Genomic DNA, 26,089 nt, shown 5'->3' with positions numbered 1-26,089 from the left:
CTAACCACTGCATTTTTATTTTTCTATTTTTGGGCCCGAATATAAACCCAAAGAGAAATGCAGATCCTGCTAAAAGAATTTGAAAATAAAAAGCCTGAGATCGTCTTCGAATGGAAAGATTCCGAGACGGAAGCTGAAGGCTGGGTAGTCATCAACTCCCTCAGAGGTGGAGCTGCCGGAGGGGGAACCCGCATGAGAAAAGGCCTAGACAAAAGGGAGGTCGAATCTTTGGCCAAAACCATGGAAGTCAAATTCACCGTTTCAGGTCCTGCCATTGGAGGAGCCAAATCGGGAATCAACTTTGACCCCGCAGATCCAAGGAAAGCCGGGGTGCTGGAACGATGGTACAAGGCGGTAATGCCTTTACTCAAAAACTATTACGGCACAGGAGGTGATCTCAACGTGGATGAGATCCACGAAGTGATCCCAGTAACGGAAGCGTATGGGCTTTGGCACCCACAGGAAGGCATCGTCAATGGTCACTTCCATGCGACAGAACCTCAGAAAATCAGAAAAATCGGTCAGTTGAGACAAGGTGTTTCCAAAGTTTTGGAAGACCCGAAATTCACGCCAAATGGTCCCAAAAAATATACTGTGGCGGATATGATTACCGGCTACGGTGTATCTGAAGCGGTACGTCATTACTATCAGATTTGGGGTGGAAATATTGAAGGTAAAAGAGCCATCATTCAGGGATGGGGAAATGTGGGGGCTGCAGCGGCTTGTTTTTTGGCAGTTTGCGGAGTGAAAATCGTCGGAATCATAGACAAAAACGGAGGGGTTATCAATGAATCCGGATTCAGTTTGGATGAGGTTAGGGACCTATTTCTAAAAAGAAACGGCAATACGCTGGTGGCCGATGGGATGATGTCCTTTGCTGAGATCAATGAAAAAATATGGGATTTGCCCCATGAAATTTTCATCCCAGCGGCGGCATCACGACTTGTGACCAAAGAACAAGCAGAACGAATGGTCAAAGCCGGACTTGAAGTGATTTCCTGTGGAGCCAACGTACCCTTTGCGGATGCAGAGATTTTTGTAGGCCCAATCGGGGTTTGGGTTGATGAGCAAGTGTCACTGATACCGGATTTCATTGCCAATTGCGGCATGGCAAGAGTGTTCGCATACCTGATGAGCGATAAAGTGGAGCTAACCGATCAGGCCATCTTCTCAGATGTGAGTGACACCATCAAAAAAGCTCTCCAGCACACCTTTTCCAAAAATCAGGGAAAAACAAAACTGGCTCAAACTTCCTATGAAATAGCCTTATCACAGCTTATGTAAAAGATTCCGGGTGAAATGAGTTTTCGGAATACTTTAGAACACTAATCGTCTCTAAACCTAATTTAGCCTATCTTCTTCCTTCGATTTCCCGAATTTTATACAGCTCGTAAATTCAAAATCTTGGAATTTGGTTAGGAAAATTATCAGAAAGAAGCTAGAATCGCCGGTCAGTTCTCAAAGTAGAGTATCTTAAACCTAAATAATCAACCAAAAGAAAAAATTAACCGATGGAGTATTTAATCATCATAATCTTTGTAGTCGGCTATTTGGCAATTGCGCTGGAGCATCCGATCAAGATCAATAAAACTGCCTCAGCGTTGTTAACTGCTGTAGTTTGTTGGACAATTTTCGCGGTGTCAGGTTCTCCTGAAACCATGCTCAGCAGTGACAGGTACCTACTTTTTGTCCAAGAACTGGGTGAAAAAGCCAGTTCTTTGAGTGCAAGCGAAATCCATTTGGAATATGTTATTGAACAGTTAGGTCACCACCTAAATGAAATAGCCCAAATCCTCTTTTTCCTGATGGGTGCTATGACCATCGTGGAATTGGTAGATGCGCACCACGGATTTAAATTAATAACTGACAGAATCAAGACAAAAAACCCAGTTATGCTTCTTTGGGTGGTCTGTATTGTTACTTTCTTTTTATCCTCTGTATTGGATAATCTGACTACGACAATTGTGATGGTCTCCCTGATCCGGAAATTGATCCCTGACAAGGAGATGCGTCTTTTCTTTGCAGGTATGATTGTCATTGCTGCTAATGCTGGTGGTGCTTGGTCTCCTATTGGTGACGTGACTACTACCATGCTGTGGATCGGTGGTCAGATCTCTGCAGGAGCAATCATGAAAAATGTATTCTTGCCAAGTATCGTTTGTATGCTTGTTCCTTTACTTTACCTGACTTTTACATTGAAAGGAAATCTTGGCGATTTTGAAGAAAAAGGAAAGAAATCGAAAAATGGAGTTGCTACTGGCAACTTAATGTTAGTCCTGGGTATTGGTGCTTTGATCTCAGTTCCGATTTTCAAAACTGTAACTCACCTTCCTCCCTACATGGGGATGTTGCTCGGTCTGGGTGTACTTTGGGTAGTATCCGAATTGATCAATCCCGACTTGGACGAATCTGAAAAGAAACATTATACCGCTGGACATGCCTTGACTAAGATCGATATGCCAAGCGTTTTGTTCTTCCTGGGTATTTTATTGGCGGTAGGCTCCCTTCAGTCAATGGGTACTTTGGCCAATTTCGCTGCCTATCTCAATGACACCATCGGTGACAACCGAATTATCATTACCCTGATTGGTTTGCTTTCAGCCATTGTGGACAATGTGCCTTTGGTAGCGGCAAGTATGGGGATGTACAGCATGGATATGTATCCTCAGGATCACTTCATTTGGGAATATTTGGCCTACTGTGCCGGTACAGGAGGAAGTATCCTGATCATCGGTTCAGCTGCCGGGGTTGCTGCCATGGGTATGGAAAAAATCGAATTCGGTTGGTATTTGAAACGAATTTCAGTCTTAGCCGCTTTGGGCTATTTTGCAGGAGCTGCGATCTATGTTTTCATGCATGGAGGATCTGCTGCCGCTTAATCGATCACGAATTAACTTATAAAGGGGGCAGTCGCCCCCTTTTTTTTTGCCTTATTGGATTTTGACTTCGTTTTTCCGGAAGCATGAATCGAGGTGATCATTGACTAGTCCAGTGGCCTGCATGTGAGCATAGATGGTGGTACTGCCGAGGAATTTAAAGCCTCGTTTTTTGAGGTCCTTTGCCAGGCGATCCGACTCCGGCGTGGTGGCTTTTGCTTCTTTCATGCTGGCCAGGGAGTTTTGAATCGGTTTTCCTCCGACAAATCCCCAGATGTAATTCGAAAAGGAGCCAAATTCTTCCTGGACTTTCATAAAGCATCGGGCATTGTTAATGGCGGCTTTAATTTTTAGGGTATTCCGGATTATTCCGGGATCCTGAAGCAATTCCTGAACGTAGCTTTCCGGAAACTCCGCTACGACTTGATAATCAAAGTCCGCAAATGCTCTCCTGTATCCCTCGCGCTTTTTCAGAATTGTCGCCCAGCTTAACCCTGCCTGAGCGCTTTCCAGCACTAAAAATTCAAAATGAATGCGATCATCATAAACGGGGACGCCCCATTCCGTATCATGATATTGGACATATTCGGGGAAGCCCAAGCACCAAGGGCAGCGGATGGTTTCGACAGATTTTTCCATACCTGAAAATCACCAATAATCCCTCCAGAAGCAAGGCTGGCGAAATCAATAGAAGATAACTGTCTTATTTTTGAAGGCAAGCACCTTTCGGTCCAAGTGGTATTTGATGGCTTTTGAGAGAGTGACTTTTTCCACATCCTGCCCGATTTGGACTAATTCCGCGACTGTATTGTGATGTCTTACTCTGGCCACCTCCTGCTCAATAATAGGCCCCGCATCCAGCACTTCGGTCACGTAATGCGCTGTCGCTCCGATGATTTTAACTCCCCGCTCATACGCCGCATGATAAGGTCTTGCTCCCACAAATGCCGGTAAAAAAGAGTGATGAATATTGATAATCCGATTGGGGAAATTGCGGATAAAGTCCCCGGAGAGAATCTGCATGTAGCGGGCTAAGACCACAAAATCCACCCCTTGTTCTCTTAAAAGCCTCAACTGCTCAGCTTCGGCTGATTCTTTGGTGGCGGCAGTAATCGGGATGTGGAAAAATGGAATCCCAAAAGCCTCCACGATAGTCTGTAAATCCGGATGATTGGAAATCACCATCGGGATCTCTACCTCCAGCTGACCGGCATGGTGTCTTCCCAAAATATCAAAAAGGCAATGGGATAATTTACTCACAAAAATCGCCATCCTTGGCTTGGGAAAGTTGAAATGAAGCTTAAACTCCATCCGGAAGCGTTGACCAACTTCAGCTTCAAATCTGGATGAGATTTCTTCTTTTTTCAGAGAAAAAGAATCCAACTCCCATGCTGCCCGCATAAAAAACAATCCCATCTCCTCATCCACATGCTGGTCAACTTCCAGAATATTTCCATTATAGGAATACAGAAACCTGGAGACCTCTGCTACTATTCCTTTTTGGTCGGGACATTGAATGATTAAAATGGCTTTGTCCATCGATAAAGTTTAAGAGTTCCAGATAGACCAAGCTGCTTCGGCCTGAAGTACCAGCATGTCCATTCCGTTTTTCACTTGGCCACCCTTTTCCAGGCAGGCTTTCATCAGGGTCGTTTCGGATGGATTGTAGACTAAATCATAGACCCGATTTGAATCATTAAGAAGGCTGATGGGAACTTCAGGCATTTCTTCAGTTTTCGGATAAGTCCCAAGCGGAGTGGTGTTAATGATTAAGGGATAGTTTTTTAAAAAGTCCGGATCACTTGCCAGACTACTATAAGTAATTTGGTTTTCTCCATTATTTCTGGATACAGACAGAAAATTAACTCCAAGATCTTTCAAGGCTACTTTGACTGCCTTGGAAGCCCCACCGGTTCCCAGTACCAGAGCCCTTGGAATATTTTGCCCCAACCAACTCTGGAGGGAATTTTTAAATCCGATGTAATCGGTGTTGAAACCCTTGCGCCTTCCGTTGCGAATTTGGATACAATTCACTGCGCCGATAGCCTCACAGGCAGGATCAAGCTCATCCAAAAAAGCAATGACTTCCTGCTTGTAGGGAATAGTCACCGACATCCCTTCCAATTCTGGATTTTCAACCAGCACCTGCTCAAAATCGCTGATTTGAGGGATTTCATACAGGTCAAACTGACAATCCCAAATTTCTTCTCTTTCAAACTTTGCCGAGAAGTATTTTTTGGAAAAAGAATGTGTCAGGGGATACCCGATAAGCCCGAATTTTCTCATGAATTAATAAGCTTTGCTGCCAGCCATTCGATCAACAATACCAATACAATCCCAAATACGAATGCCAAGATTGCCGCAAGAATTTGAGGTTCTTGGCCGACTTGAGCCAGATAGTCCGTTGGAAGAATGTTTTCATCCAGAAAGGGTTTTTGTTCTCCGCTGGAAGAGGTTCTCCACGCGGTGACAATTTTCCATGGCCACAATTCATTGACCGATCCAAGCATAAATCCGGAAAGCAATCCGATGGTTGCTGAATGATATTTTCTCAAAAGCCAAGAAACCACCCTACTAAATGAGAGAATACCTACTGCGCATCCTGCAGCAAATACAAAAAGCTTCAGAAAATTTCGGTCATTGACTGCCTGCAGAATCGGTTCATATTGTCCCATGATCAAAAGGATAAAACTTCCACTGATTCCGGGAAGAATCATAGCGCAAATCGCAATGGCTCCGGAAACAAAGGTAAACCAGATGGCATTTGGTGTGGTGGTAGGAGGCAAGTTGGTCACCCACCAAGCGATCGCAGTTCCTATCAAAACAGCCAAAACTACCCCCATATGCCATCTTTTGATTTCTTTGAGGATCAAAAAGGCACTGATCAGGATCAATCCGGTGAAAAAAGACCACAAAGGAATAGGATGATCACTCATCAGGTAGGTAATGAGGCTGGACAGGGAAAAAATGCTTGTCATAATGCCCAAAAGCAAGCTGAGCAAAAAGGACCCGTTGACTGCCCGATAGAATGCTTTGATCTCAAGCTTGCCAAGCAACTTTAAATTGTCAATTTTAAATGAGTTGATGCTGTCTAGAAGTTCCTGATAGATCCCTGCAATCAAAGCAATAGATCCACCCGAAACACCGGGAACGATATCAGCTGCACCCATTGACATTCCCTTCAAGTAAGTAAGCGCGTGTTTTTTAATTGGATTCATATAGAAAAAAGGCTGACCGAATAGTCGATCAGCCAAAATTTTAGAAAGGAATATTAAAGTTTGATTTCTCCAAGAAAGTGATCGAATGTGTCACCTCTTAATCCTAAGCGGATGGTTTCCAAGGGAATGACTTCGGAAGGACTAATGTTTCCAAGATTTACATTTGCTCCGAGCAATTTGATAAACCATACCTGTTGGGATTTTTGAGGAGCTTCCCAAATGATTCTTTCTTCAGGAACTTGGGTAAGAATTTCTTCGACAAGACCTTGACGAACTTCTCCAGAATCGCGGAACAAACCAACATTACCTCCTTCACGGGCCTCACCGATTACTTTCCAGGCTCCGGCGTTGAGCTCAGTTTGCATCTGCTCGATCCATTTATAAGGAGGGATAATCTTTGCGGCGTCTTTAGATCCAACTTCGGATAGCACTGTTACTTGTTGGGCCAAGGTGGAGATGTATTCGCATTTTTTGTCATGGTTCAATGAAATGGACCCATCAGAAACCTCTGCGAACTCGAGACCAAACTTGTCCAATACTTTCCGGTAATCATCAAATTGTCCTCTGACAATAAAAGCTTCAAAAAGTGTCCCTCCAAAGTAAACCGGAAGGCCTGCAGACTTGTACACTGCAATTTTCTCGGTAAGATGCTTGGTGACATAGGAAGTGGCCCAACCCAGCTTGACGATGTCAACGTAGTCGGAACAACTGTCTACAAAATCTTCGGTTTCCCGAAGGCTAAGGCCCTTGTCCATAGCCATAGTAAATCCCGTGGTACGCGGCTTCTCAGTCCGTACAGGGATATTCTTAAGCACATAATTCATTTGCCAGATTTTAAAGGTTAGAGCTGGGAATGGTCATCCCGATATTGAGCGATGATCTTATAGATGGCCTTCTGTTTTTTCAGCTCCGGCATCAATTCATACAAGATCGTATGCTTATCGAAGTCCAAAGTTAACGCATTTTCCAAATATGAAAACGCATCCTTGTATTTGCCCATCTTCACAAGATAAACAACCATTCGATAATACAACTCGGATTCTTCCGGCGACTCTTCGATTCCTTCCCGGATTACATCAACGGCCTCTTCAAACCGATTTTGCTCAAAATAAATCACAGAAAGGTTAACATAAGTTTCCATCACTCCCGGCTCAAGGTTGATCGCCTCTTCATAGGCTTCTGAGCTGGCCTGCATATTGCCAAGATTAAACTCCGCATCAGCCAATCCAACCCAATAGTTTGGATTGTCTTTATTGAGGTTAAGTGCCTTTTTGAAATAATGGATTGCTTCAAAGAATTTTTCCTTTTTCAGCATGCACATCCCAAGTCCAAACCAAGCATCGTCGTATTCCTCATCCAGCTTAGCTGACTTTTTAAAATATTTGAATGCCTCATCGATTTTGCCCAGTTTTTCATAGGCAGCACCCATGTAGCAGCAGTTTTCGGCATTGGCTCCTTCACAGTTGATGGTATTTTGGTAAGCTTCCAAGGCCGCCTCATACTGATGGGTATTCATCAGTGAATTGCCCATATTGAAATAGGCTGAAGCAAAGGCATCGTCTATGATCAAGGCATATTCATAGGCTGATATAGCATCCTCGAATCGGCCCAAACGGTTATAAACCACCCCAAGATTATACCAAGCCCCGGCAGAATAGGGATCCTGATCAATGAACTCCTGATAGAATTGAAGGATTTCGTCAAAGGAACCCTCCTCCTCTGTGATCATGGCCAACTGAAACAAGGCATCTTCATGATTGATGCGGTTTTTAACTGCCTCTTTGAAATATTCGCTTGCTTTGGTATTGTCCCCTTTAGCACGGTAGAGATTTCCGAGGGAATAGAAAACCTCCGCCTTGTCTTCGGCCATTGGGAGGTAATTTTCCAATAGTTCGATTCCTTCTTGATGGTTTCCAGCCAGAATTTGAGCATTGGCCAAGGCCAATACAATATCCTCATTGTTTGGGGACAAGTTGTTCAGGTTTTCCAAAATACTCAACCCCTCATCCAACTCGTCATTGAATATCAGACATTGCGCTTTGAGCAAACGAATCTCCACTGAAAAAGGAAACTTTTCCAAGGCGTATTCAGAAGCTCTAAGTGCTTTAAGGAATTTTTGTTGATCAAAGTAAAACCGGATGATGTCTTCCAGTTCTTCTTCTTCGAAATAGAGGTCCAAGTTTGATTTCAGGGAATTCTCAAATCGTTCTACTAGTTTTTTGTCCTCTTCCCAGTCGTGATCGTGATCTCCAGTCATTCGATGGCGTTATGGTTTACATAAGATACCAATAAAACGAGTATCTCACTATGATCAATTGTTAAATTTTTCCTTTCCAGGAATGATTTTTTCACAAAGAAAGTCAGTTAATCTTGAGAGGATTGTCGATTGGTTAAACGCCTGGTTGAAAAAATAAGTTTGATTCAGGGCATTTTGGCCCATTCCAGACTCTCGCGAAGGGAATAATACCTGTATCCAAAAAGTTTCTCAATTTTGGAGTTTTCAAAGCGGATTTTCTGTTGGGACAATCTCGCCGTTTGCTTGTTGAGTGGGCTTTTGCTCATCCCCAAAACTTTTAGAACTCCTGTTGTCAGAGAGGCAAAAGAAATCAGCCAATCGCTTAGCGGAACACTAGGTGCCTTTTTGCCAAAAACTACTGCAACTTCTGAGAAAAAATCCCGATAAGGAATACTCTCTTTATTCAAAATGAAACGTTCTCCCCACGCCTTATTTTCCACGAGCATTCTGGTAATTTTTGCTGCGTCTCTGACATCTATAAAATTCAAATCTCCTTTCGGATAAAACCTGTTTTCCTCCAAGACATATGAATAAATGGCTGAACTGCTTTTTGCGTAACTAGCTTTTCCAAGCAAAATGGAGGGATTCACCACAATTAAATCCAAGCCTTCCTGCTCACCTCGCCAAGCCTCCAATTCTGCCCAGTATTTGGATATCGCATATGGTGTATTAAGTGGAGAATCGGCCCATTTGTATTCCTCATCGATTACACTGAGCTCTGGATTTCGGCCAATAGCAGCCACCGAACTCACGTGGACCAATTTGGAAACGCCTGCTATTAACATGGCATTGACCAGATTAGCAGTACCTACACTGTTTACTTCATACAGCTTGTCTTCATCCTGTGGAGAAAAAGACACTAATCCTGCAGAATGGATGACCATATCAATGTCCTTTAGTGCTTCCAAAAGAGAATCCACATCTGAAAGTTCTCCTTTATGCCACTCCACTTCAAAATCAGGATTATTGACCAAGCTCTTATTGGAATTTTCCATTATCAATCCGCGGATCTTGCCTAAATGGCTAAATTCTTTGGCCAAATGGCTTCCAAAAAGTCCGGTTATTCCAGTAATGAGAATGTTCATAGGAGGGAACCTAAAGTTGGGTGTTGATCAACTCGAGGTTTCGAATTTTGTCGTAGACCTTTTGGTGCTGAGGAAGGGTTTCCAGCATGTCCAGATAACGGGAATTGTGGCAATCTGTTCCCAAGAGCGCAACCACACCTCGATCAATCAGCATTTCACCGAATTCTTTTACCTGTTTGGAATAAAATCCAGTAAGCGACAGCAAATTGACCTGAAAAAGAAGCTTTCTATCGATCAGTTCTTCTTGCAGCTTCTTGTCGGCAATCAGGTATTGGTACCGCTCAGGATGCGCCAGAATGGGCTTGTATCCTGCCATTTCAAGATGAAAAATAATATCAAGCAGCATCTGAGGCTTGTTGATAAATCCGGTTTCCACCAGAATGTAATCGTCTCCAAATGTGAGTAGCTTTTCCCCGTTTTTTACTTTTTCGAGGAATATCTCATCCATGTAGTATTCCGCAGCTGCCTCGAGTTGGATTTTAATTCCCTCATTTTTTACTGATTTCCTCAGATCCTCCAGGCCCATGGCAATAATTTCAGGAGTGTTTCGGTAATACTCAGACATGATATGGGGCGTGGTAATGATTTTTTCCAACCCAAAATCAGCCATTCTTTTGACCAGCCCCAGAGATTCTTCCATGGACTTAGAACCATCATCGATCCCAGGAATCAAATGAGAATGCATATCCACTCTCAACCAGGAAAGGTCCAGCGGAGCCACAACATCAGGTTTCCCTTTAAAAAAATCCAACCACCCCATTTATAATCCTCCTCCAGTCTCTATATTAAATTCTTCCAACGTTGGCCAAACCTTGTCTTTGTCAGAGATTATTGGTTCCGCTACTCCCCAGTCGATTCCCAACTTAGGATCATTCCACAAAATCCCTCCTTCGGCAGATTTGTTATAATAATTGGAGCATTTGTACACAAAAATGGCATCTTCCAATACGGAGAACCCATGCCCAAATCCCACCGGAACGTAAAGCAGGTTGTTTTTCTCAGTATCCAAAACAGTCGAAAAGTGCTTTCCGAAGGTAGGAGAGCCTTTTCGCAAATCAACAACCACATCCAGTACTTTTCCGCTGACCACCCGAACCAGTTTAGCTTGGGCATAAGGAGTATGTTGAAAATGAAGCCCTCTTACAGTTCCTTTCTGGGAAAAGGACTGATTGTCCTGGACCCAGTTTTCATTTATGCCTTGGCTCTGTAGCCAGTCCTGACGAAATGATTCAAAGAAATAACCTCTACTGTCGGGAAAAACCCTTGGAAAAATCTCAATAAGACCTGCAATCGGAGTGCTGCGTAATTCTGCCATTTTGGTGATAAATTCATCGGCTTGGGGCGGTAAAATAACCACACCCACTTGGAGTATCCTAATCTATTCTAAGGAATTATGCCCAAATTTGTTGCAAAAAGGATGAAAGTCAAGCCCTCGGTGATTTGCGGAATCTTCCTTGAATTAGCTTGATGAACCAAATCTATTCTTTCGACCTTTTCTTAAGTGAACCGAACCCCTTATGAGTAAATTTTCAAGAAAACTCCAGAAACTACACGATACAGCACCAAAAGTGGAAACTGCCGTTCTGGTCACGCTAATCCGACAGCAACAAAGTGATCAGGAAGTGGAAGAACACTTGGACGAACTGGCCTTTTTGGCCGAAACGCTGGGAGCAAAAACGGTTTACCGCTTTACCCAACGAATGGAGAAACCGGACATCCGGACTTTTGTAGGAAAGGGAAAATTGGATGAAATCCGTGCGTACGTGGAACATTTTGAAGTGGACATGGTCATTTTCGACGATGACCTTACCCCTTCTCAGATGCGAAATCTGGAGAATGAAATCAAGGTTAAAATATACGACCGATCCCTGTTGATTTTGGATATTTTCCTTCAGCGGGCACAGACAGCACAGGCTAAAACCCAAGTCGAACTGGCAAGATTCCAATACCTTTTACCCCGATTGACGAATATGTGGACCCACTTGGAACGTCAGCGAGGTGGAACTGGAACCCGAGGAGGAGCCGGTGAAAAGGAAATTGAAACTGATAAACGGGATATCAGGGCAAAAATCACTTTGCTGAAAGAAAAGCTCAAAGAAATCGAAAAGCAAGGGGTAACCCAACGGAAAGGCCGAAAGGGTGTCGTACGTGTTGCTTTGGTAGGATATACCAACGTCGGGAAAAGCACCCTGATGAACTTAATCTCCAAAACTGATATCCTTGCCGAAAACAAGCTATTCGCCACAGTCGACTCCACTGTTCGAAAAGTGGTGTTGGATACGATTCCGTTCCTGTTATCCGATACGGTGGGTTTCATCCGAAAGCTGCCCACGCACTTGATTGAATCCTTCAAGTCAACACTTGACGAAATTCGTGAAGCGGACCTCTTGGTCCACGTGGTGGATGTTTCACACCATGCATTTGAAGATCATATCGCAGTGGTCACGCAGACACTGAATGAAATCAAAGCAGGTGACAAACCAGTTTTGCTCGTGTTTAATAAAATCGATTTGGTGCAGCAAATGCCCTCTGAAGAAGAATCTCAACATATCAGCGAACATGAACTTCAGGAAACCCGCTATGTGGATTTTAAAGCACTCAGCGATGCTTTTGAAAAAAAGAATGGAATCAAGCCGGTCTTTATGGCTGCTGCGTCAGGGCTGAATGTCGATGAATTTAGAGAAGCTCTTTTAGCTGAAGTGAAAAAGCAACACCGCAAAATATATCCACATTATCTGGAAGACGAAGTGGTGGATTGGAGTGGAAAAGGCGATAAAGAAGAATGATAAAATTCCAATCTTTGGACTGTTTTTTAATCAATTTTTCAATTTGAAATATTTTTTATTGAAAAATTGGTTGACAAATTAACCGAAAGTTTAATTTTGCATCAGTTTATTATCCAAAGCGGATAAATCTCAACCTAAACCACATTCAATCATGTTTACCTCAAAAAAATTAAAGTCTGCTGCCGTGATGGCTTTTGCATTCAGCTTCGCTCTTGCTACTCTGGTAGGCTGCGGTGCTAAAAAGGAAGAAGCTACCGAGGAAGTTCCAACCGAAGAAGCTGCACCAGTAATGGAAGAACCCGCACCGGCACCTGCTGACACGACAGCAACTGACACCACTGCAGCGCAGTGATCTCTTTCTGAAAAAATCAAACCCGGGGAAAATCTCCGGGTTTTCTTTTTTAAAAGAGAAAAGCTAAATCTAGATGCCCGGGAAAGAAATACCTTTTACCCTTCGATAGAGGTTGAGTGCATATTTATCGGTCATTCCGGAAATAAAGTCTACTAATACCCGAAGCATTGGATAAGGGTTGACCTCAGCCCCCCAGCCCTTGAGCGGAAAGTCCTCCGGGAGTAATCTTAAAATGCTTTTGTCCTGTCCTGAAAATAATTCCGGGCTATAAAACTGGTGGTATAGCGCTTGGGAAAAAACAGACAAAAGGCCCTCCAAAACTTGAAATCCAGCAGCTTCTTTTTCCAAAACAATTTTCGAACGGTAGATTTTCTTTACCGAAACGGCAGAGATCGCAGCCAAGGCCTTGGCAGATGGAATAATGTCAGTCAGCGCCTTGTCAAAATTCCCTTTGCGCATGCTTTCCTCAAATTGGGCAAAAACAGCTACGGTTTCCCGAATCAGTTGCCCAATGGCCATTGCCCTGAGAATTCCCAGATTCTGGGTTTGAGATCGCTCTTTTAATTTTTCCTCGTCAAACCGATCGCCCAAAATGGGCTTCAGCAGCGCCACTGTTTCTTCAAAGCTCACCAAACCTATGGTACAGCCGTCTTCCAGATCAATGATGTTATAGCAGATGTCATCAGCTGCTTCGACCAGAAAGGCCAAGGGATGTCTGACCCAGCATTCAGCACTGATTTTTTCAATACCCAAGGTCTCGGCCATTAACTCGAAATCGACCAGTTGATTGATGAAAAATCCGAATTTCCTTTGACTCTTTCGAGCAACATCCCGCTGGGGTATCAAACTGGGTCTTGGGTATTTGGTAAACGCTGCCAATGTAGCATAGGTCAAATTGAGCCCAAATTGCTTTGAGACCAGCATTCGAAATCCTTGGGCATTCCCTTCAAAATTGACCAGATCTGCCCATTGATCTACCCGGACATGCTTTTCCCAAATTTTACCATAAGAATGCAAGCGGAAAAAATCAGAAATCGCCTCCTCACCAGCATGTCCAAAAGGTGGATTGCCAATATCATGTGTCAAAGCAGCGGCAGCTACAATAGATCCGATAGCTGAGGAAGAAATCCCCAATTTTTGCAAGGCAGGATACTTTTCGAGGAGGAATTCCCCGGCCGCTTTCCCCAAGGATCTGCCCACACTGGATACTTCAAGGCTGTGAGTTAACCGGGTATGGACAAATGCCTGCTCGGGAAGTGGAAAGACTTGGGTTTTATCCTGAAGGTTTCTAAAAGGCGCCGAAAAAATGATTCTATCGTAATCTATTTCAAATTCTGTCCTACTGGATTCCAAAGGCAGAGATTTCAGAGAATCTCCGAAACGACCGCTGGCCAGCAACTTTTCCCATTTCATCATCCCCAAAATTAAAAAGCAAATGCTATTAATCAGGTACAATTGAAGGTATCTTTGATGTGATGGCACGATGATTGAAAATATCCAGTCTATCCAAATAAAAAAGAACTATGAAAGCCCTAGTAAAAAGTTTAACCCTAGCCCTGATTTTGCTGGCAAACTTTGCCTGCAACACCGAAGATGGTCCCAGTTCCGGTCAAGCTCGAGTCAACTTCTACCTGGTAGATGCTCCTGCTGATTTTGATGAGGTTTGGATTGAAGTCCTTGCCGTAAGAGTGAAAGCTGATAACGAAGACAGCGAAATGAATGAAGATGAATCCACCTGGAAGGAAATTACTTTCGAGGGAAGCAGATCCATCAATCTTCTTGATCTGACCGGTGGAAATTCACTCCTTCTTGGTTCGGAAGATTTTCCTGAAGGAGAAATTGATCAAATCCGGCTTATGTTGGGAGGGAACAATTACCTCATGAAAAATGGGGAAAGGTTTGAATTAAAAACGCCAAGCGCTGAGCAAAGCGGATTGAAAATCAAAATCGATGAGGTGATAGAAGCTGGTAATACCTATGAACTGACTATTGATTTTGATGCTGCGAAGTCCATCGTTGTAGCCGGAAACTCAGGCAATATCATTTTGAAGCCAGTGCTCAGAGCCTATCTTGAGCAGTCTCAAGGAATCCAGGGACAGGTCCTTCCTCTTGACGCCAAACCAGTTCAGGTGACCGCAACCAGAAATGGCGTGCAGGTAAATACCTTCACAGACGACAACGGAAATTACTCTCTTCAGGGCTTGGCTCCAGGAACCTACGATCTTACTTTTACTCCAAATGACCGCTATAATCCAGCTACCAGTACGGGGATAATAGTGGAAGACGATAAAACTACAACCGCACCCTCGGTTACCCTTACTTTGAAGTAAAATTTAAATGCCGGACTTGATCCGGCATTTTCTTTTCCTTGCACTCAATGGAATTGACTTGGATTGAGGAGTTTTGGCCTAAATTTGCCCTGTGAATAAAATCAAAGCCCATCTCCTGCTTTTTCTTTTTCCAGTAGTCTTATGGTCTTGTGGGGACATGGACAGTGGTCCAAAAGCGCTGGTAAATATTCTTTTAATCGATGCTCCTGCCCAGTGGGACTCAGTGATTGTTGAAATTCAGGGAGTTGAATTGGAATTTGTCCCCAATGGCCGAGAGGGAGAAATCCAGAAGATTTTTCTTCCTTATGAACCAGGAGACAAGCAAGTAGACATCTCTCAACTCGTGGGAGGTACTGCGCTTCCCGTAGCTCGAAATGAAATGGAGTTGGGGGTTGTAACGGGAATTACCTTAAAATTAGGGCAGGGAAATTTTTTGTTTTTGAATGAGAACCGATATCCCCTGGAATTACCTGAAGCAAAAACGGATTATTATCAGCCACTCGAAATCGACTTGGAATCCGGTTTTTCTTATGATTTGATTTTGGATTTTGATCTTGAGAAGTCAATTAAGGTCACGGATTCTGACCCTTTAACATTCGATTTTAACCCTACAATTTTGGCCTATTCGGGTATCGGAAAAGGCGACTTGACCGGCACCACCAGCCCTACTGACCTTCGTCCAGTAATTTATGCCATTGCTGAATCTGACTCCATCAGCACACATACAAATTCCAGCGGAACATTCTTGTTCCGCATAGAGCCAGGGAAATACACGGTATTCATCGATCCTAAAGATAGCCGATACCGGACCGATACCATTTTCAATGTGGAAGTAAAGGCAGGAGAAAGCACCTCATTAGACCGAATCACCCTAAACAGGAAATGAGCGAGCTGGATCAACTTTACATGCGAAGGGCTTTGGAACTTGCCGAATGGGGAAGGGGTTTCGTCAGTCCAAATCCCATGGTAGGTTGTGTAATCGTCCATCAGGGAAAAATCATCGGCGAAGGATATCACCAAACCTATGGCGCAGCTCATGCGGAGGTTAATGCAATCCTTTCTGTAGATAATCAGGAATTACTTAAGGAATCCACGGCTTACGTCACATTGGAGCCCTGCGCCCATTGGGGAAAAACTCCGCCTTGCGCCAATCTATTGGTGGAAAAAGGCTTGAAAAAAGTAGTCATCGCAGCAGTGGATTCCAATCCACTGGTCGGCGGCAAAGGAATTGAAATTCTGAAAAATGCGGGAATTGAAGTGGAAACCGGAGTTCTGGAAAAGGAAGCGCGCTGGCATAACCGTCGTTTCTTCACTCAAATCGAAAAGCAAAGGCCTTACGTGATTCTTAAATGGGCCCAAACCCGGGATGGATTTGTTGCGAGGGAAAATTTCGATTCAAAGTGGATAAGCAATACCCAAAGCAGACAAATCGTACATAAGTGGAGAGCCGAAGAAGATGCCATTCTAGTCGGAAAAAACACTGCGCTCCATGATAATCCAAGCTTGAATGTCCGAGATTGGATCGGAAAAGACCCGGTTCGGATAGTGCTGGATTCTAACCTGAGACTTCCTTCCGATTTGCATCTTTTCGACGGTTCCATACCGACTATTTGCTACAATTCAATCAAAAACGAGATCCTTAACAATCTCGAATTCGTTAACCTTGGACCTGATTTTTCGGTTAAGGCTATGTTGTCAGATTTGAACCATAGAAAAATTCAAAGCCTTCTCATCGAAGGTGGAAGTTTAATTTTACAGAAATTTATTCAGGCCGAGGTTTGGGATGAGGCGAGGGTATTTACTTCAAAAACCACCTTTGAAAGAGGAATCTCTGCGCCGGTTTTGCATCAAAATCCTCAAGAAACCCTTTCTATAGGAGAAGATATTTTACAAGTTTATTACCATGGCTGAAACTTTATTTATTCCCGAACGAGCAAGCAAATCAGAAAAATATGAAGCGGTGATTCCTCAGATTGAGGCGCTGATTACCGGTGAAGCTGACCTTTATGCCAACCTAGCCAATATTGCAGCAGCTTTGCGGGAGGCTTTCGGCTTTTTTTGGGTTGGGTTTTATGTCGTAAAAAATGATCAGCTGGTATTAGGTCCATTTCAAGGACCGATTGCCTGCACTCGGATTAATTTTGGGAAGGGGGTTTGCGGGACTTCATGGAAAGAAGCAAAAACGCAACTGGTGCCGGATGTAGATGCTTTTCCCGGACATATCGCCTGCAGCTCAGCTTCCAAGTCAGAGATTGTGGTGCCGGTTTTCAAAGGCGATGAAGTTGCAATGGTTCTGGACGTGGACAGCGACAAGCTTGCTGACTTTGACCAGACCGACCAAAAGTATCTGGAAGAACTGATGAGTATTTTGGGGAAATCGCTTTCTTAAAGAGCCGAAATACAAAAATTCCTGACTATCTCAAGAGTCTTTTGCCTTTCTTCCACCATTCCCATGTGTCCCACCCCTTCAAGCTCGGCATAGCTGGAAAAAGCATCTTTTTGAGCCCGACTGGATTCGATTTTGACAGCACCATCTTCAGTGCCTGCAATCAATAATTTTGGGCCTGAGAAATTTCTCAGAACCTCCACTCGGTCCTTTCGATCCCGCATGGCAGCCGAGTAGGCCACCAGTCCATTGAGGCTGGATCGCTTGGCATCTTCGATGGCCGATTCGATTTCCCTCGAGAGTTCCGCTCTCCTGTTTTCTGGAAAAAGCGGCGGAACAAATGAAGTCACAAACTTTTCGACCCCATTGTTCTTCAAAAAAGCAATTGTGCGATTCCGCATTTCTTTCTTGTCAGCATCATCCGGAAAAGCTGTGGAATGAAAAAGTCCAATCGCTTTGATCCGGTTTCCCATCAATTCGAGCAAAGCTAAAGAGACATAGCCTCCCAAAGAGTGCCCGATGACAATGGGATTTTCAATCCGATTTGATTCCAGCCAATCCTCTAAAATAACCGAAACCTCCTCCAGAGAAATTTTATCTCCGGAAATAGGAGAATCCCCGAACCCCGGCAAGTCAGGACAGATCACCCGAAATTCCTTCGAAAGCTTTTCCGAAAAATCTTCCCACATCTTTCCGGTTTCACAAAAACCATGGATAAGGACTAAAGGTTGACCGTTCCCTTTTTCAAAAAAATGAATTCCGGACATGGGAGACTGATCAGAAAATCCGCACTACTTCGGAAAGGCTTCGGACAGCATCGGCAATTCCTTCGGGATCAAACCCACATTCTCGGTGCAACTCGATTTGCTCCCCATGCTCAATGACCTCGTCCGGAATCCCAAGACGTTTAACCTGAGCGGTATAACCATGATCAACCATCCACTCCAGAACAGCCGAACCAAAACCACCCATTAGACAACCATCTTCAATGGTCACCACCTTTTTGAACTTGCCAAAAATCTCATGGAGCAGTTCCTCATCCAGCGGCTTCACGAAGCGCATGTCGTAATGAGCAGGATTTAAACCTTCTTTTAACAAGGATTGACAAGCCTCCACGGCATAATTACCGATGTGACCAATGGAAAGTATTGCAACTTCTTCACCTTCTTTAACAATTCGGCCTTGACCAACTGGGATCTCACGAAATGCAGTTTTCCACTCCGGCATGACTCCATTTCCCCTTGGATAGCGGATGGAGAACGGGCCGTTATATTTGCTTCCGGTATACATCAGGTTTCGTAATTCCTCCTCATTCATGGGTGCAGAAACCACCAGATTGGGTACGCAACGGAAATAGGCAATATCATAAGCCCCATGGTGCGTAGGCCCGTCTGCTCCGGCAAAGCCGGCTCTGTCCAAGCATAGAACTACAGGAAGATTTTGAAGGCAAACATCGTGGACTACCTGATCGTAGGCACGCTGCATAAAAGTTGAGTAAATGTTACAGAAAGGAACCAAGCCCTGAGTAGCCAATCCTGCAGAAAAAGTCACTGCATGCTGTTCAGCAATTCCGACATCAAAAGCCCGGTCTGGCATGGCGCTCATCATGATGTTCATTGAAGATCCTGAAGGCATGGCCGGAGTGACACCCATGATTCGGGAGTCCATTTCTGCCAGTTCTACCAGGGTATGGCCGAAGACGTCCTGATATTTGGGGGCTTGAGGCTTGGAAGGGGTTTTCTTGAAAATCTCTCCGGTGACCTTATCAAAAGTTCCCGGAGCGTGCCAAGTAGTTTTATTACCTGTTTCAGAAGGACCATATCCTTTTCCTTTTACAGTAACACAGTGCAGGATTTTTGGACCTGGAATATCTTTGAGATCCTTTAGTATTTCAACCAAGTGATCCACATCGTGACCGTCTACGGGACCAAAATATCGCAAGTTGAGCGACTCAAATAAGTTGCTCTGCTTAAGTACGGCAGATTTTATTGCCCCTTCTACCTTGGAAATAATTTCCTGAGCGCTGCTTCCGAATTTGCTGAGCTTACCGAGCATTTTCCACACCTCATCCTTCACCTTATTGTAAGTATGTGAAGTGGTGATATCAGTCAAGTAATCCTTCAATGCGCCCACATTGGGATCGATGGACATGCAGTTGTCATTTAGGATGATCAGGAGATTGGTATCACTGACACCGGCATGATTCATGGCTTCGAATGCCATCCCACCAGTCATTGAGCCATCACCAATCACTGCGACATGTTGGATATGAGAACCCTTATATTTAGAGGCAACTGCCATTCCCAATGCCGCGGAAATGGAGGTACTGGAATGGCCTACACCAAAAGTATCGTACTCGCTTTCTTTGCGTTTTGGAAAACCTGAAATTCCACCATAGACCCGGTTGGTATGGAAGCGCTCTCTTCTTCCGGTGAGGATTTTGTGACCATAAGCCTGATGGCCTACATCCCAAACGAGCTGATCTTCCGGAGTGTTGAGCACATAATGCAATGCAACTGTCAACTCTACCACACCAAGACTCGCCCCAAAATGCCCTCCGTAAACGGACACGTTGTCTACAATGAACTGTCGCAGTTCATCACAGATTTGAACCAGTTTGTCCTTGGGAAATTTCTTCAGATCATCTGGAGTATTGATTTGGGCGAGAAGTTCTCCTGGAGTGATTTGCATTTTCGGATGGGTTGGTGTCAAAGTGGAATAACTGCAAGAAGAATACTTTGTTTACTCATTCTGAAACAGAGCGATAATCACGCTTTTGCTTTATTCCGTTACGCTCCATTTAATTTACCTTAATTGAATATCTTTGACTAAGAGGAGCCAAAATTAACCAATTAAATTTACTATCGGTGAGTTTCGAGATCAAATTACCGCTGTTTGAAGGTCCGTTCGACCTGATGCTGTTTTTCATCGAGCGGGATGAACTCGACATTTACGACATTCCTATCTCCAAGATTACCAATGATTTCCTCGACTACGTCCACCACCTCGAGCAAATGGAAATCGAAGTGGCCAGTGAGTTTATTCTCTTTGCCGCGACCCTGATGAAAATCAAATCAAGAATGCTGCTCCCCAGACCGGAGCTGAATGAGCACGGAGAAGAAATTGATCCACGGGAAGAACTGATCAGAAACTTACTGGAATATAAAAAGTACAAATCTGTGGTGGAAGAACTGGCCCAATTGGAGTCAGAGCGTCTTTCCAAGGAAAAGCGGGGAAACCTGGCCAGAGAACTGGAGGAGCTCAGCAAAGTGGAAGATGTAGAAGCAGAAATGCAACACGTCGACCTCTACAAGCTGCTTAAGGTGTTTCAAAAATGTATGGCTAAAATGGCCTCCCGAACCGAGGAAACAAAACATACCGTCATTCAGTACCCTTACACCATCGAGCAACAAAAAGATTTTGTTCTTGAAAAAATCAGTTTCAAAAATCAAGTACCTTTCACCGAATTTATCACCTACAACCCTGACAAAATCTTTGTGATTTATACATTCCTGGCTATTCTAGAACTTCTCCAGCTTTCAAAAGTTAACATCATCATCGGAGAAGGGTATAACAACTTTTGGGTGGAAAAGACTGAGCCAATCGCTGCAGCCTAAGTATGAAGCTGGATAATAAAAAGATTTTCCAAACACTTAACCCCAACCGGGTTTGGGTACCTATCCTTATCGGAATAGGGATCGTGTTTGCTATGTTTTACTTTGATCCTTCGATCACCGTTGATTCGCTCAAGGTAGTATTTGACGCTTCTCTGCCTTGGTTATTTTTTGCTGTTATAGTCCTGTTTTTCAGAGACTTCGGCTATGTCTATCGGATTAGGGAGCTTACAGATCGCCATCTTACTTGGACCAGATCCATCTATGTGATTATTCTCTGGGAATTTGCATCAGCGGTCACGCCTTCGGTAGTTGGAGGTACAGCCGTCGCCATGTTTATTCTTAACAAAGAGGGAATTAACATGGGAAAAGCCATTGCATTTGTGATGGTCACTGCAATCCTGGATAACCTGTTTTTTGTTATTGGTGCACCGATTATCCTTTATTTCGCTCAGGGCAACATTTTCCCCGAAACCAAATTGTTTGAAAACCAGTGGGCAAGCAGTCTACAAGCCATATTTTGGATCAGCTACAGTCTTTACGCTGGCTATAGTTTGGTCATGGCCTTGGCTTTGTTTTACAAACCCAGGGTTTTCAAATGGATCATCGTCAAAATCTGCTCCATTAAGTTTCTCCGGAAATGGAGGCACAATGCCTTGGAATTTGGGGATCAAATTATTGAAGCTTCCAAGCAGCTGGTCGGAAAGGACAAACGCTATTGGTACAAAATTATCGGGGCCACCATTTTTGTATGGACATCCCGCTACCTCATGCTCAATGCACTAATTTCGGCATTTGTACCCCTCACATTCAATCAGGAAATCATTGTTTTTGCACGGCAGGTGATTATGTGGATTGTCATGATGATCTCACCGACACCCGGCAGCAGTGGTACAGCAGAGTTTTTCTACGGTCAGTTTTTCGCTCAGTTTTTGGGAGAATATACCTTTGTTACCAGCATCGTTTGGAGACTGTTTTCCTATTATCCTTATCTGCTGCTGGGGGCAATCTTCCTTCCCCGCTGGATCAAGCAGGTTTTTTTTAAAAAGAAATTAGAGGATTAAGATGCTAAGCCCCCTTTCCGTAGCTCAACTTGTAGAGATTACCGGAGGAAAAGCTACCGGAAAAGGATATCCTGCTTTGATTGCCCAAATCAGCATCGATTCCAGGCAAATCATCCATCCGGAACAGACCCTTTTTGTGGCCTTACGGGGAGCAAAAGCTGACGGAGCAGACTTTATTCCGGCTTTGATCCAAGAGGGAATCCGCTTCTTTTTGGTCCATGAAACATGGGAAATCCCAAGTGGGCTTTTGGAAAGGGCCAGTTTTATCGCAGTAAAAAACACCCGGGATGCTCTCCAGGCAATTGCAGCCTTTCAGCGAAAACAATTTGGAAAACCTGTAGTCGGGATCACCGGAAGCAATGGCAAAACCATTGTAAAAGAATGGTTGGGTCAGGTTCTTAGTCAAAGCTACACGGTCGCCAAAAGCCCAAAAAGCTACAATTCCCAAGTAGGAGTTCCGCTTTCGATTTTCGGAATTCAACCCTATCATCAAGTAGCCTTATTGGAGGCGGGAGTCTCAAGAAGTGGAGAAATGGCCCCATTATCCTGGATGATTCAACCTGAATTAGGCATTTTTACCAACATTGGCTCGGCTCATGAAGAAGGATTTGAAGGGCTGGAATCCAAAATCAGGGAAAAACTACAGCTGTTTTCAGAATGCAAACTCCTGATCTATTGCAAAGATCAAGCGTTAGTCAGTCGTGAAATCGAGGAACGATTTGATCCCAGTCGGTTGATCTCCTGGTCTGCAAATCCCGGATCGGACTTCACTGTCTCAGTGAAAAAGAAAGAAGGACAGACTAAAATCATCCTGATGAAACTCGACCTGAGCACGATGACTTTCCAGGTGCCGTTTACCGATTCTGCCTCTATCGAAAACATCACGCATGTTATAATCGCAGCGCTAACGCTCGGGCAGGACATTCCTGCAATTCAGGAAGGCCTTAATCATTTAAAGTCGGTGGACATGAGGCTAACCCTGAAGCCGGGAGTCAATGATTCCCTGCTGATTGATGATACATACAACAACGACTTAGCAGGATTGAAAGTGGCCCTGGAGTTTCTTAGCCAACAACGCCCCAAACGATCCAAAATCCTGATTTTATCCGATTTGCTGCAACAGGGAATACCTGAAAAAATCTATTCCGAAGTAGCCGAGTTGATCCAATCTTACAGCTTGGACAGAATCATTGGGGTAGGAAAAGAAGTGGCTCGCCTGAAGGATTTTTTCCCAGACCGATTCGAAAACTATCCCTCCACCGAGGATTTGCTTCTCCACCTCGATCCTGAAAAATTTCAAAATGAACTGATCCTGATCACCGGTGCACGCCCTTTTGAATTTGAGCGGGTGGTCAACCGACTACAGCAACGGATACATGGCACTACGCTTGAAATCAACCTCAACGCACTGACGCACAATTTCAATTTTTTCAAGCGGCAGGTAAAACCGGAAACCAAAATGATGGTGATGGTCAAGGCTTTTGCATATGGGGGAGGTGCGGCAGAAATAGCCAATCACCTCCAAACCATGGGAGCGGATTACTTGGCGGTGGCATTTTCTGACGAAGGGGTATCGCTGAGAAAACAGGGCATCAGGCTCCCCATCATGGTGCTCAACCCAGTTGAGGAATCATTTGATTTGCTTCGAGAGTATGACCTAGAGCCGGTTGTTTTCAGCCCGGATTTTTTCAGAAAACTGGGCAAATACGTCCAAAACCACCAAATTCAACTCTCTATTCATCTGGATATGGATACCGGAATGCATCGGTTGGGTTTTGAAAAGCACCATCTACCCGAGTTGAAAGATCTCATTCGGTCTTTTCCGGAATTGAAAATCGCTAGCTTATACACCCACTTGGTAGGGGCGGATGAAGCAGAACATGAGGAATTTTCGCTTTCCCAATTGCGGCAGTTTATGGAAATGAAAGCAGAAGTAGAGACGGTTTTAGATTACAAACCGCTCATCCATGCGCTCAATTCCGCTGGAATAATCCGCTATCCGGAATTTCAGATGGACATGGTCCGATTGGGTATCGGCCTTTATGGAGTGGAAGTAACAGGAAAACACGATGCTGCACTCAAACCGGTCAGTACCTTAAAAACGACCATTTCACAGGTAAAAACTTTGCCGCCTGGAGCAACAGTGGGATATTCAAGAAAGGGAAAATTACCGAATGGAGGCAAAATTGCCACTCTAGCCATTGGATATGCAGACGGATACGACCGTAGATTTTCTCAGGGCAAAGGCTATGTACTGATCCAGAGTAAAAAAGCTCCGATCATCGGAAATGTCTGCATGGATATGGTCATGGTGGATGTAAGTGAGATTGATGCAAAAGCAGGAGATGAAGCGATCATCTATGGCGAGCAAATTTCACTGAAGGAACTGGCAGATCGGATCGGTACCATTCCCTATGAACTACTGACCAATATCAGTACCCGGGTGAAGCGGGTTTACTATCTCGATTAGCAGATTTTTTGCTAAATTCCTTAATGAACCTTAGTAAAGAATATCTAGCACATGTTGTTTTTGAATCCAACGACCGTGCCTCCAGAACATTCGATCTGGTGTTACTTTGGTTGATTTTTGGTTCAATACTTGTCGCCGTTTTGGACTCCGTTGGAGAGCTGCATTCCAAATATGGAGTGGTATTTTACACTCTCGAACTTGGCTTTACCATTCTTTTTACTATAGAATATGGCTTGCGTGTTTGGCTGACCAGCAAAACGTTTAAGTATGTCACCAGCTTCTATGGAATCGTCGACTTGCTGTCCATTTTACCTGTCTACCTCAGTTTTTTTGTGGTAAACACCCAAATGCTCTCAGTTATCAGAGCACTACGGCTTCTTCGGGTCATCAGGATTCTTAAGTTGGGAAGATATTTGGCGGAGGCGGATTTTATCAAGGAATCTCTTCGGGCAAGTGCTACCAAAATTCAGATTTTCCTCTTCTCCATTTTAACCATCGTCCTTATTATGGGGGCGCTGATGTTTGTGGTGGAAGGACCGGAAAGTGGTTTTACCAACATTCCTGTCGGAATGTATTGGGCCATTGTAACTCTGACAACTGTAGGATTTGGTGATATCACTCCACAGACTCCCTTGGGCCAACTCTTAGCTTCATTGATTATGTTGCTCGGCTACGCAGTAATAGCAGTACCCACAGGGATTGTGAGTTCCGAAATGGCAAAAAGAAAAGGGACTAAGGACTACGAATCGACTAAATCCTGCACCCATTGTGGGTTTGACGGATTAGAAACCACGGATAATTATTGCAGGAATTGCGGAGAAAAGTCCAATTAACTACCCAAGTTTAAGAATTCCTGAAGGTTTTTGATTTTCCCAAAGAGCAACAGAATATCATCCTCTTCCAGAATATAATCCGGTGAAATAACACCAGCAACCTCCCGTTTTGGCAACTTGATTCCCAGAATATTTGTCTGCTCCTTTATTTTGATGGTAGTCATGATGTTGAGAGAAAATTCCTTTCGGATATTGGCCTCACTGACAGTCATTCCGACATAGCGGGATGGGACTTTTACCTCCACGATATTGTAGTCTTCAGATATCTCCAGGGAATCCAGAACCCCTTTGAGCTGAAGGCGCTTAGCCAATCGCTCGGCGGTCTCTTCCTCTGGATGGATAATTTCATCTACCCCGATCGCCCGAATAACTGTTTCGTGTAACGCATTGATTGCCCGCCCGATAATCCGCTTGGCTTTCATCTGCTTAAAAATGGCTGTGGTCATAATGGAAGCACCCACATCTTCACCGATTGCTATCACCACCACATCACAATCTTTCATCGGCAGGTTGCTAACGGCATGCTGATCTGTGGCATTCAATGCCACTGCATGGGTAATGTGGTCTTTGACCTGTTCAATTTTGATTTCGCTGGTGTCTACACCTACCACTTCATGACCAAGATCGGTCAATCTTTTGGCGAGGTAGTAGCCGAAATTACCCATTCCTACAACGATGTATTTCATGTGTTATAATTGATTTAAGTGGTCATATAGCCTGTTCCGAACACGATTCGGAAGAATCTCGAATTGCAGATAATCAACCATCGAGATGATGTT

At 44.1% G+C, this 26,089-nt stretch carries 25 protein-coding genes; 12 read left to right on the top strand and 13 right to left on the bottom strand.

Annotated features, from left to right (window positions below):
* The first annotated feature begins 57 nt into the window (after nt 1-57).
* Both D0X99_RS01675 and nhaD read left to right on the top strand, forming a co-directional pair.
* Entirely contained in the window at nt 58-1,284 is a 1,227-nt protein-coding gene (locus tag D0X99_RS01675) for a Glu/Leu/Phe/Val dehydrogenase dimerization domain-containing protein (protein ID WP_119475901.1), read from the top strand.
* 227 nt (nt 1,285-1,511) lie between these two features.
* A complete protein-coding gene (gene nhaD / locus D0X99_RS01670; protein ID WP_119475900.1) occupies nt 1,512-2,879 on the top strand; it encodes a sodium:proton antiporter NhaD in 1,368 nt (455 codons plus the stop codon).
* A gap of 51 nt (nt 2,880-2,930) precedes the next feature.
* On the opposite strand, the gene D0X99_RS01665 is transcribed toward nhaD, so the two are convergent.
* The 9 genes from D0X99_RS01665 to rfbC form a co-directional block, all read right to left on the bottom strand.
* On the bottom strand, nt 2,931-3,515 hold the full coding sequence (locus D0X99_RS01665; RefSeq protein ID WP_119475899.1) for a DNA-3-methyladenine glycosylase I: 585 nt from the start codon (nt 3,513-3,515) through the stop codon (nt 2,931-2,933).
* A gap of 45 nt (nt 3,516-3,560) precedes the next feature.
* On the bottom strand, nt 3,561-4,415 hold the full coding sequence (gene purU / locus D0X99_RS01660) for a formyltetrahydrofolate deformylase (RefSeq protein ID WP_119475898.1): 855 nt from the start codon (nt 4,413-4,415) through the stop codon (nt 3,561-3,563).
* Between the two features lie 9 nt (nt 4,416-4,424).
* Nucleotides 4,425-5,162: a shikimate dehydrogenase family protein gene (locus tag D0X99_RS01655; RefSeq protein ID WP_119475897.1), complete on the bottom strand. Its 738-nt coding sequence runs from the start codon at nt 5,160-5,162 to the stop codon at nt 4,425-4,427.
* Nucleotides 5,159-6,094: a DUF368 domain-containing protein gene (locus D0X99_RS01650; RefSeq protein WP_119475896.1), complete on the bottom strand. Its 936-nt coding sequence runs from the start codon at nt 6,092-6,094 to the stop codon at nt 5,159-5,161. Before D0X99_RS01650 ends, D0X99_RS01655 begins: the two co-directional genes overlap by 4 nt.
* A gap of 53 nt (nt 6,095-6,147) precedes the next feature.
* Nucleotides 6,148-6,918, bottom strand: coding sequence for a phosphosulfolactate synthase (locus D0X99_RS01645; RefSeq protein ID WP_119475895.1), 771 nt, complete (start codon nt 6,916-6,918; stop codon nt 6,148-6,150).
* Between the two features lie 17 nt (nt 6,919-6,935).
* Nucleotides 6,936-8,351: a tetratricopeptide repeat protein gene (locus tag D0X99_RS01640; RefSeq protein WP_119475894.1), complete on the bottom strand. Its 1,416-nt coding sequence runs from the start codon at nt 8,349-8,351 to the stop codon at nt 6,936-6,938.
* Between the two features lie 164 nt (nt 8,352-8,515).
* Nucleotides 8,516-9,475, bottom strand: coding sequence for an NAD-dependent epimerase/dehydratase family protein (locus D0X99_RS01635; protein WP_119475893.1), 960 nt, complete (start codon nt 9,473-9,475; stop codon nt 8,516-8,518).
* A 10-nt stretch (nt 9,476-9,485) separates the two neighbouring features.
* Nucleotides 9,486-10,235, bottom strand: coding sequence for a tyrosine-protein phosphatase (locus D0X99_RS01630; RefSeq protein ID WP_119475892.1), 750 nt, complete (start codon nt 10,233-10,235; stop codon nt 9,486-9,488).
* Complete coding sequence (rfbC, locus tag D0X99_RS01625) at nt 10,236-10,790, bottom strand: dTDP-4-dehydrorhamnose 3,5-epimerase (RefSeq protein WP_119475891.1); 555 nt, start codon at nt 10,788-10,790, stop codon at nt 10,236-10,238.
* Nucleotides 10,791-10,992: 202 nt separating this feature from the next.
* Here rfbC and hflX point away from each other — a divergent pair, with 202 nt between their 5' ends.
* Together hflX and D0X99_RS01615 are read left to right on the top strand one after the other, a co-directional pair.
* Nucleotides 10,993-12,261 carry a GTPase HflX gene (gene hflX, locus D0X99_RS01620; protein WP_119475890.1) on the top strand — a complete coding sequence of 423 codons (1,269 nt, stop codon included), beginning with the start codon at nt 10,993-10,995 and terminating at the stop codon, nt 12,259-12,261.
* A gap of 151 nt (nt 12,262-12,412) precedes the next feature.
* On the top strand, nt 12,413-12,613 hold the full coding sequence (locus D0X99_RS01615; RefSeq protein WP_119475889.1) for a hypothetical protein: 201 nt from the start codon (nt 12,413-12,415) through the stop codon (nt 12,611-12,613).
* Nucleotides 12,614-12,682: 69 nt separating this feature from the next.
* On the opposite strand, the gene dgt is transcribed toward D0X99_RS01615, so the two are convergent.
* A complete protein-coding gene (dgt, locus tag D0X99_RS01610) occupies nt 12,683-14,029 on the bottom strand; it encodes a dGTP triphosphohydrolase (protein WP_199707952.1) in 1,347 nt (448 codons plus the stop codon).
* Between the two features lie 107 nt (nt 14,030-14,136).
* On the opposite strand from dgt, the gene D0X99_RS01605 reads away from it, so the two are divergent.
* The 4 genes from D0X99_RS01605 to D0X99_RS01590 all read left to right on the top strand — a co-directional run bounded on the left by D0X99_RS01605 (nt 14,137) and on the right by D0X99_RS01590 (nt 17,332).
* Entirely contained in the window at nt 14,137-14,943 is an 807-nt protein-coding gene (locus D0X99_RS01605) for a DUF4382 domain-containing protein (RefSeq protein ID WP_119475887.1), read from the top strand.
* 91 nt (nt 14,944-15,034) lie between these two features.
* Nucleotides 15,035-15,829 carry a DUF4382 domain-containing protein gene (locus D0X99_RS01600; RefSeq protein WP_147392173.1) on the top strand — a complete coding sequence of 265 codons (795 nt, stop codon included), beginning with the start codon at nt 15,035-15,037 and terminating at the stop codon, nt 15,827-15,829.
* Complete coding sequence (ribD, locus tag D0X99_RS01595; RefSeq protein WP_119475885.1) at nt 15,826-16,854, top strand: bifunctional diaminohydroxyphosphoribosylaminopyrimidine deaminase/5-amino-6-(5-phosphoribosylamino)uracil reductase RibD; 1,029 nt, start codon at nt 15,826-15,828, stop codon at nt 16,852-16,854. The genes D0X99_RS01600 and ribD overlap by 4 nt, the downstream gene beginning before the upstream one ends.
* Complete coding sequence (locus D0X99_RS01590) at nt 16,847-17,332, top strand: GAF domain-containing protein (protein ID WP_119475884.1); 486 nt, start codon at nt 16,847-16,849, stop codon at nt 17,330-17,332. The genes ribD and D0X99_RS01590 overlap by 8 nt, the downstream gene beginning before the upstream one ends.
* Here D0X99_RS01590 and D0X99_RS01585 read toward each other — a convergent pair.
* Together D0X99_RS01585 and dxs are read right to left on the bottom strand one after the other, a co-directional pair.
* Nucleotides 17,329-18,096 carry an alpha/beta fold hydrolase gene (locus D0X99_RS01585; protein ID WP_119475883.1) on the bottom strand — a complete coding sequence of 256 codons (768 nt, stop codon included), beginning with the start codon at nt 18,094-18,096 and terminating at the stop codon, nt 17,329-17,331. The two genes, D0X99_RS01590 and D0X99_RS01585, sit on opposite strands and share 4 nt — an antisense overlap.
* Nucleotides 18,097-18,106: 10 nt before the next feature.
* Nucleotides 18,107-20,020, bottom strand: a complete 1,914-nt coding sequence (gene dxs / locus D0X99_RS01580) for a 1-deoxy-D-xylulose-5-phosphate synthase (protein WP_119475882.1) — start codon at nt 20,018-20,020, stop codon at nt 18,107-18,109.
* 176 nt (nt 20,021-20,196) lie between these two features.
* Here dxs and D0X99_RS01575 point away from each other — a divergent pair, with 176 nt between their 5' ends.
* The 4 genes from D0X99_RS01575 to D0X99_RS01560 are packed head-to-tail and all read left to right on the top strand — an operon-like array spanning nt 20,197 to nt 25,310.
* Nucleotides 20,197-20,946: a segregation and condensation protein A gene (locus D0X99_RS01575; protein ID WP_119475881.1), complete on the top strand. Its 750-nt coding sequence runs from the start codon at nt 20,197-20,199 to the stop codon at nt 20,944-20,946.
* Between the two features lie 2 nt (nt 20,947-20,948).
* Nucleotides 20,949-22,007: a lysylphosphatidylglycerol synthase transmembrane domain-containing protein gene (locus D0X99_RS01570; protein WP_119475880.1), complete on the top strand. Its 1,059-nt coding sequence runs from the start codon at nt 20,949-20,951 to the stop codon at nt 22,005-22,007.
* Nucleotide 22,008: 1 nt separating this feature from the next.
* Nucleotides 22,009-24,477: a bifunctional UDP-N-acetylmuramoyl-tripeptide:D-alanyl-D-alanine ligase/alanine racemase gene (locus tag D0X99_RS01565; RefSeq protein WP_119475879.1), complete on the top strand. Its 2,469-nt coding sequence runs from the start codon at nt 22,009-22,011 to the stop codon at nt 24,475-24,477.
* A gap of 23 nt (nt 24,478-24,500) precedes the next feature.
* A complete protein-coding gene (locus D0X99_RS01560; protein WP_119475878.1) occupies nt 24,501-25,310 on the top strand; it encodes an ion transporter in 810 nt (269 codons plus the stop codon).
* Here the strand turns inward: D0X99_RS01560 and D0X99_RS01555 are convergent.
* Nucleotides 25,307-25,996 (bottom strand): potassium channel family protein, encoded by a 690-nt coding sequence (locus D0X99_RS01555; protein WP_119475877.1) that lies wholly within the window; start codon nt 25,994-25,996, stop codon nt 25,307-25,309. The genes D0X99_RS01560 and D0X99_RS01555 overlap by 4 nt on opposite strands.
* Nucleotides 25,997-26,089 lie beyond the last annotated feature (93 nt).

Origin of the sequence: Algoriphagus lacus, from assembly GCF_003583985.1 — a bacterium.
In the GTDB taxonomy this organism is placed as follows: domain Bacteria; phylum Bacteroidota; class Bacteroidia; order Cytophagales; family Cyclobacteriaceae; genus Algoriphagus; species Algoriphagus lacus.
The sequence above is the reverse complement of the archived record's forward strand: the minus strand, read 5'-3'. Positions and strand labels throughout refer to the sequence as shown.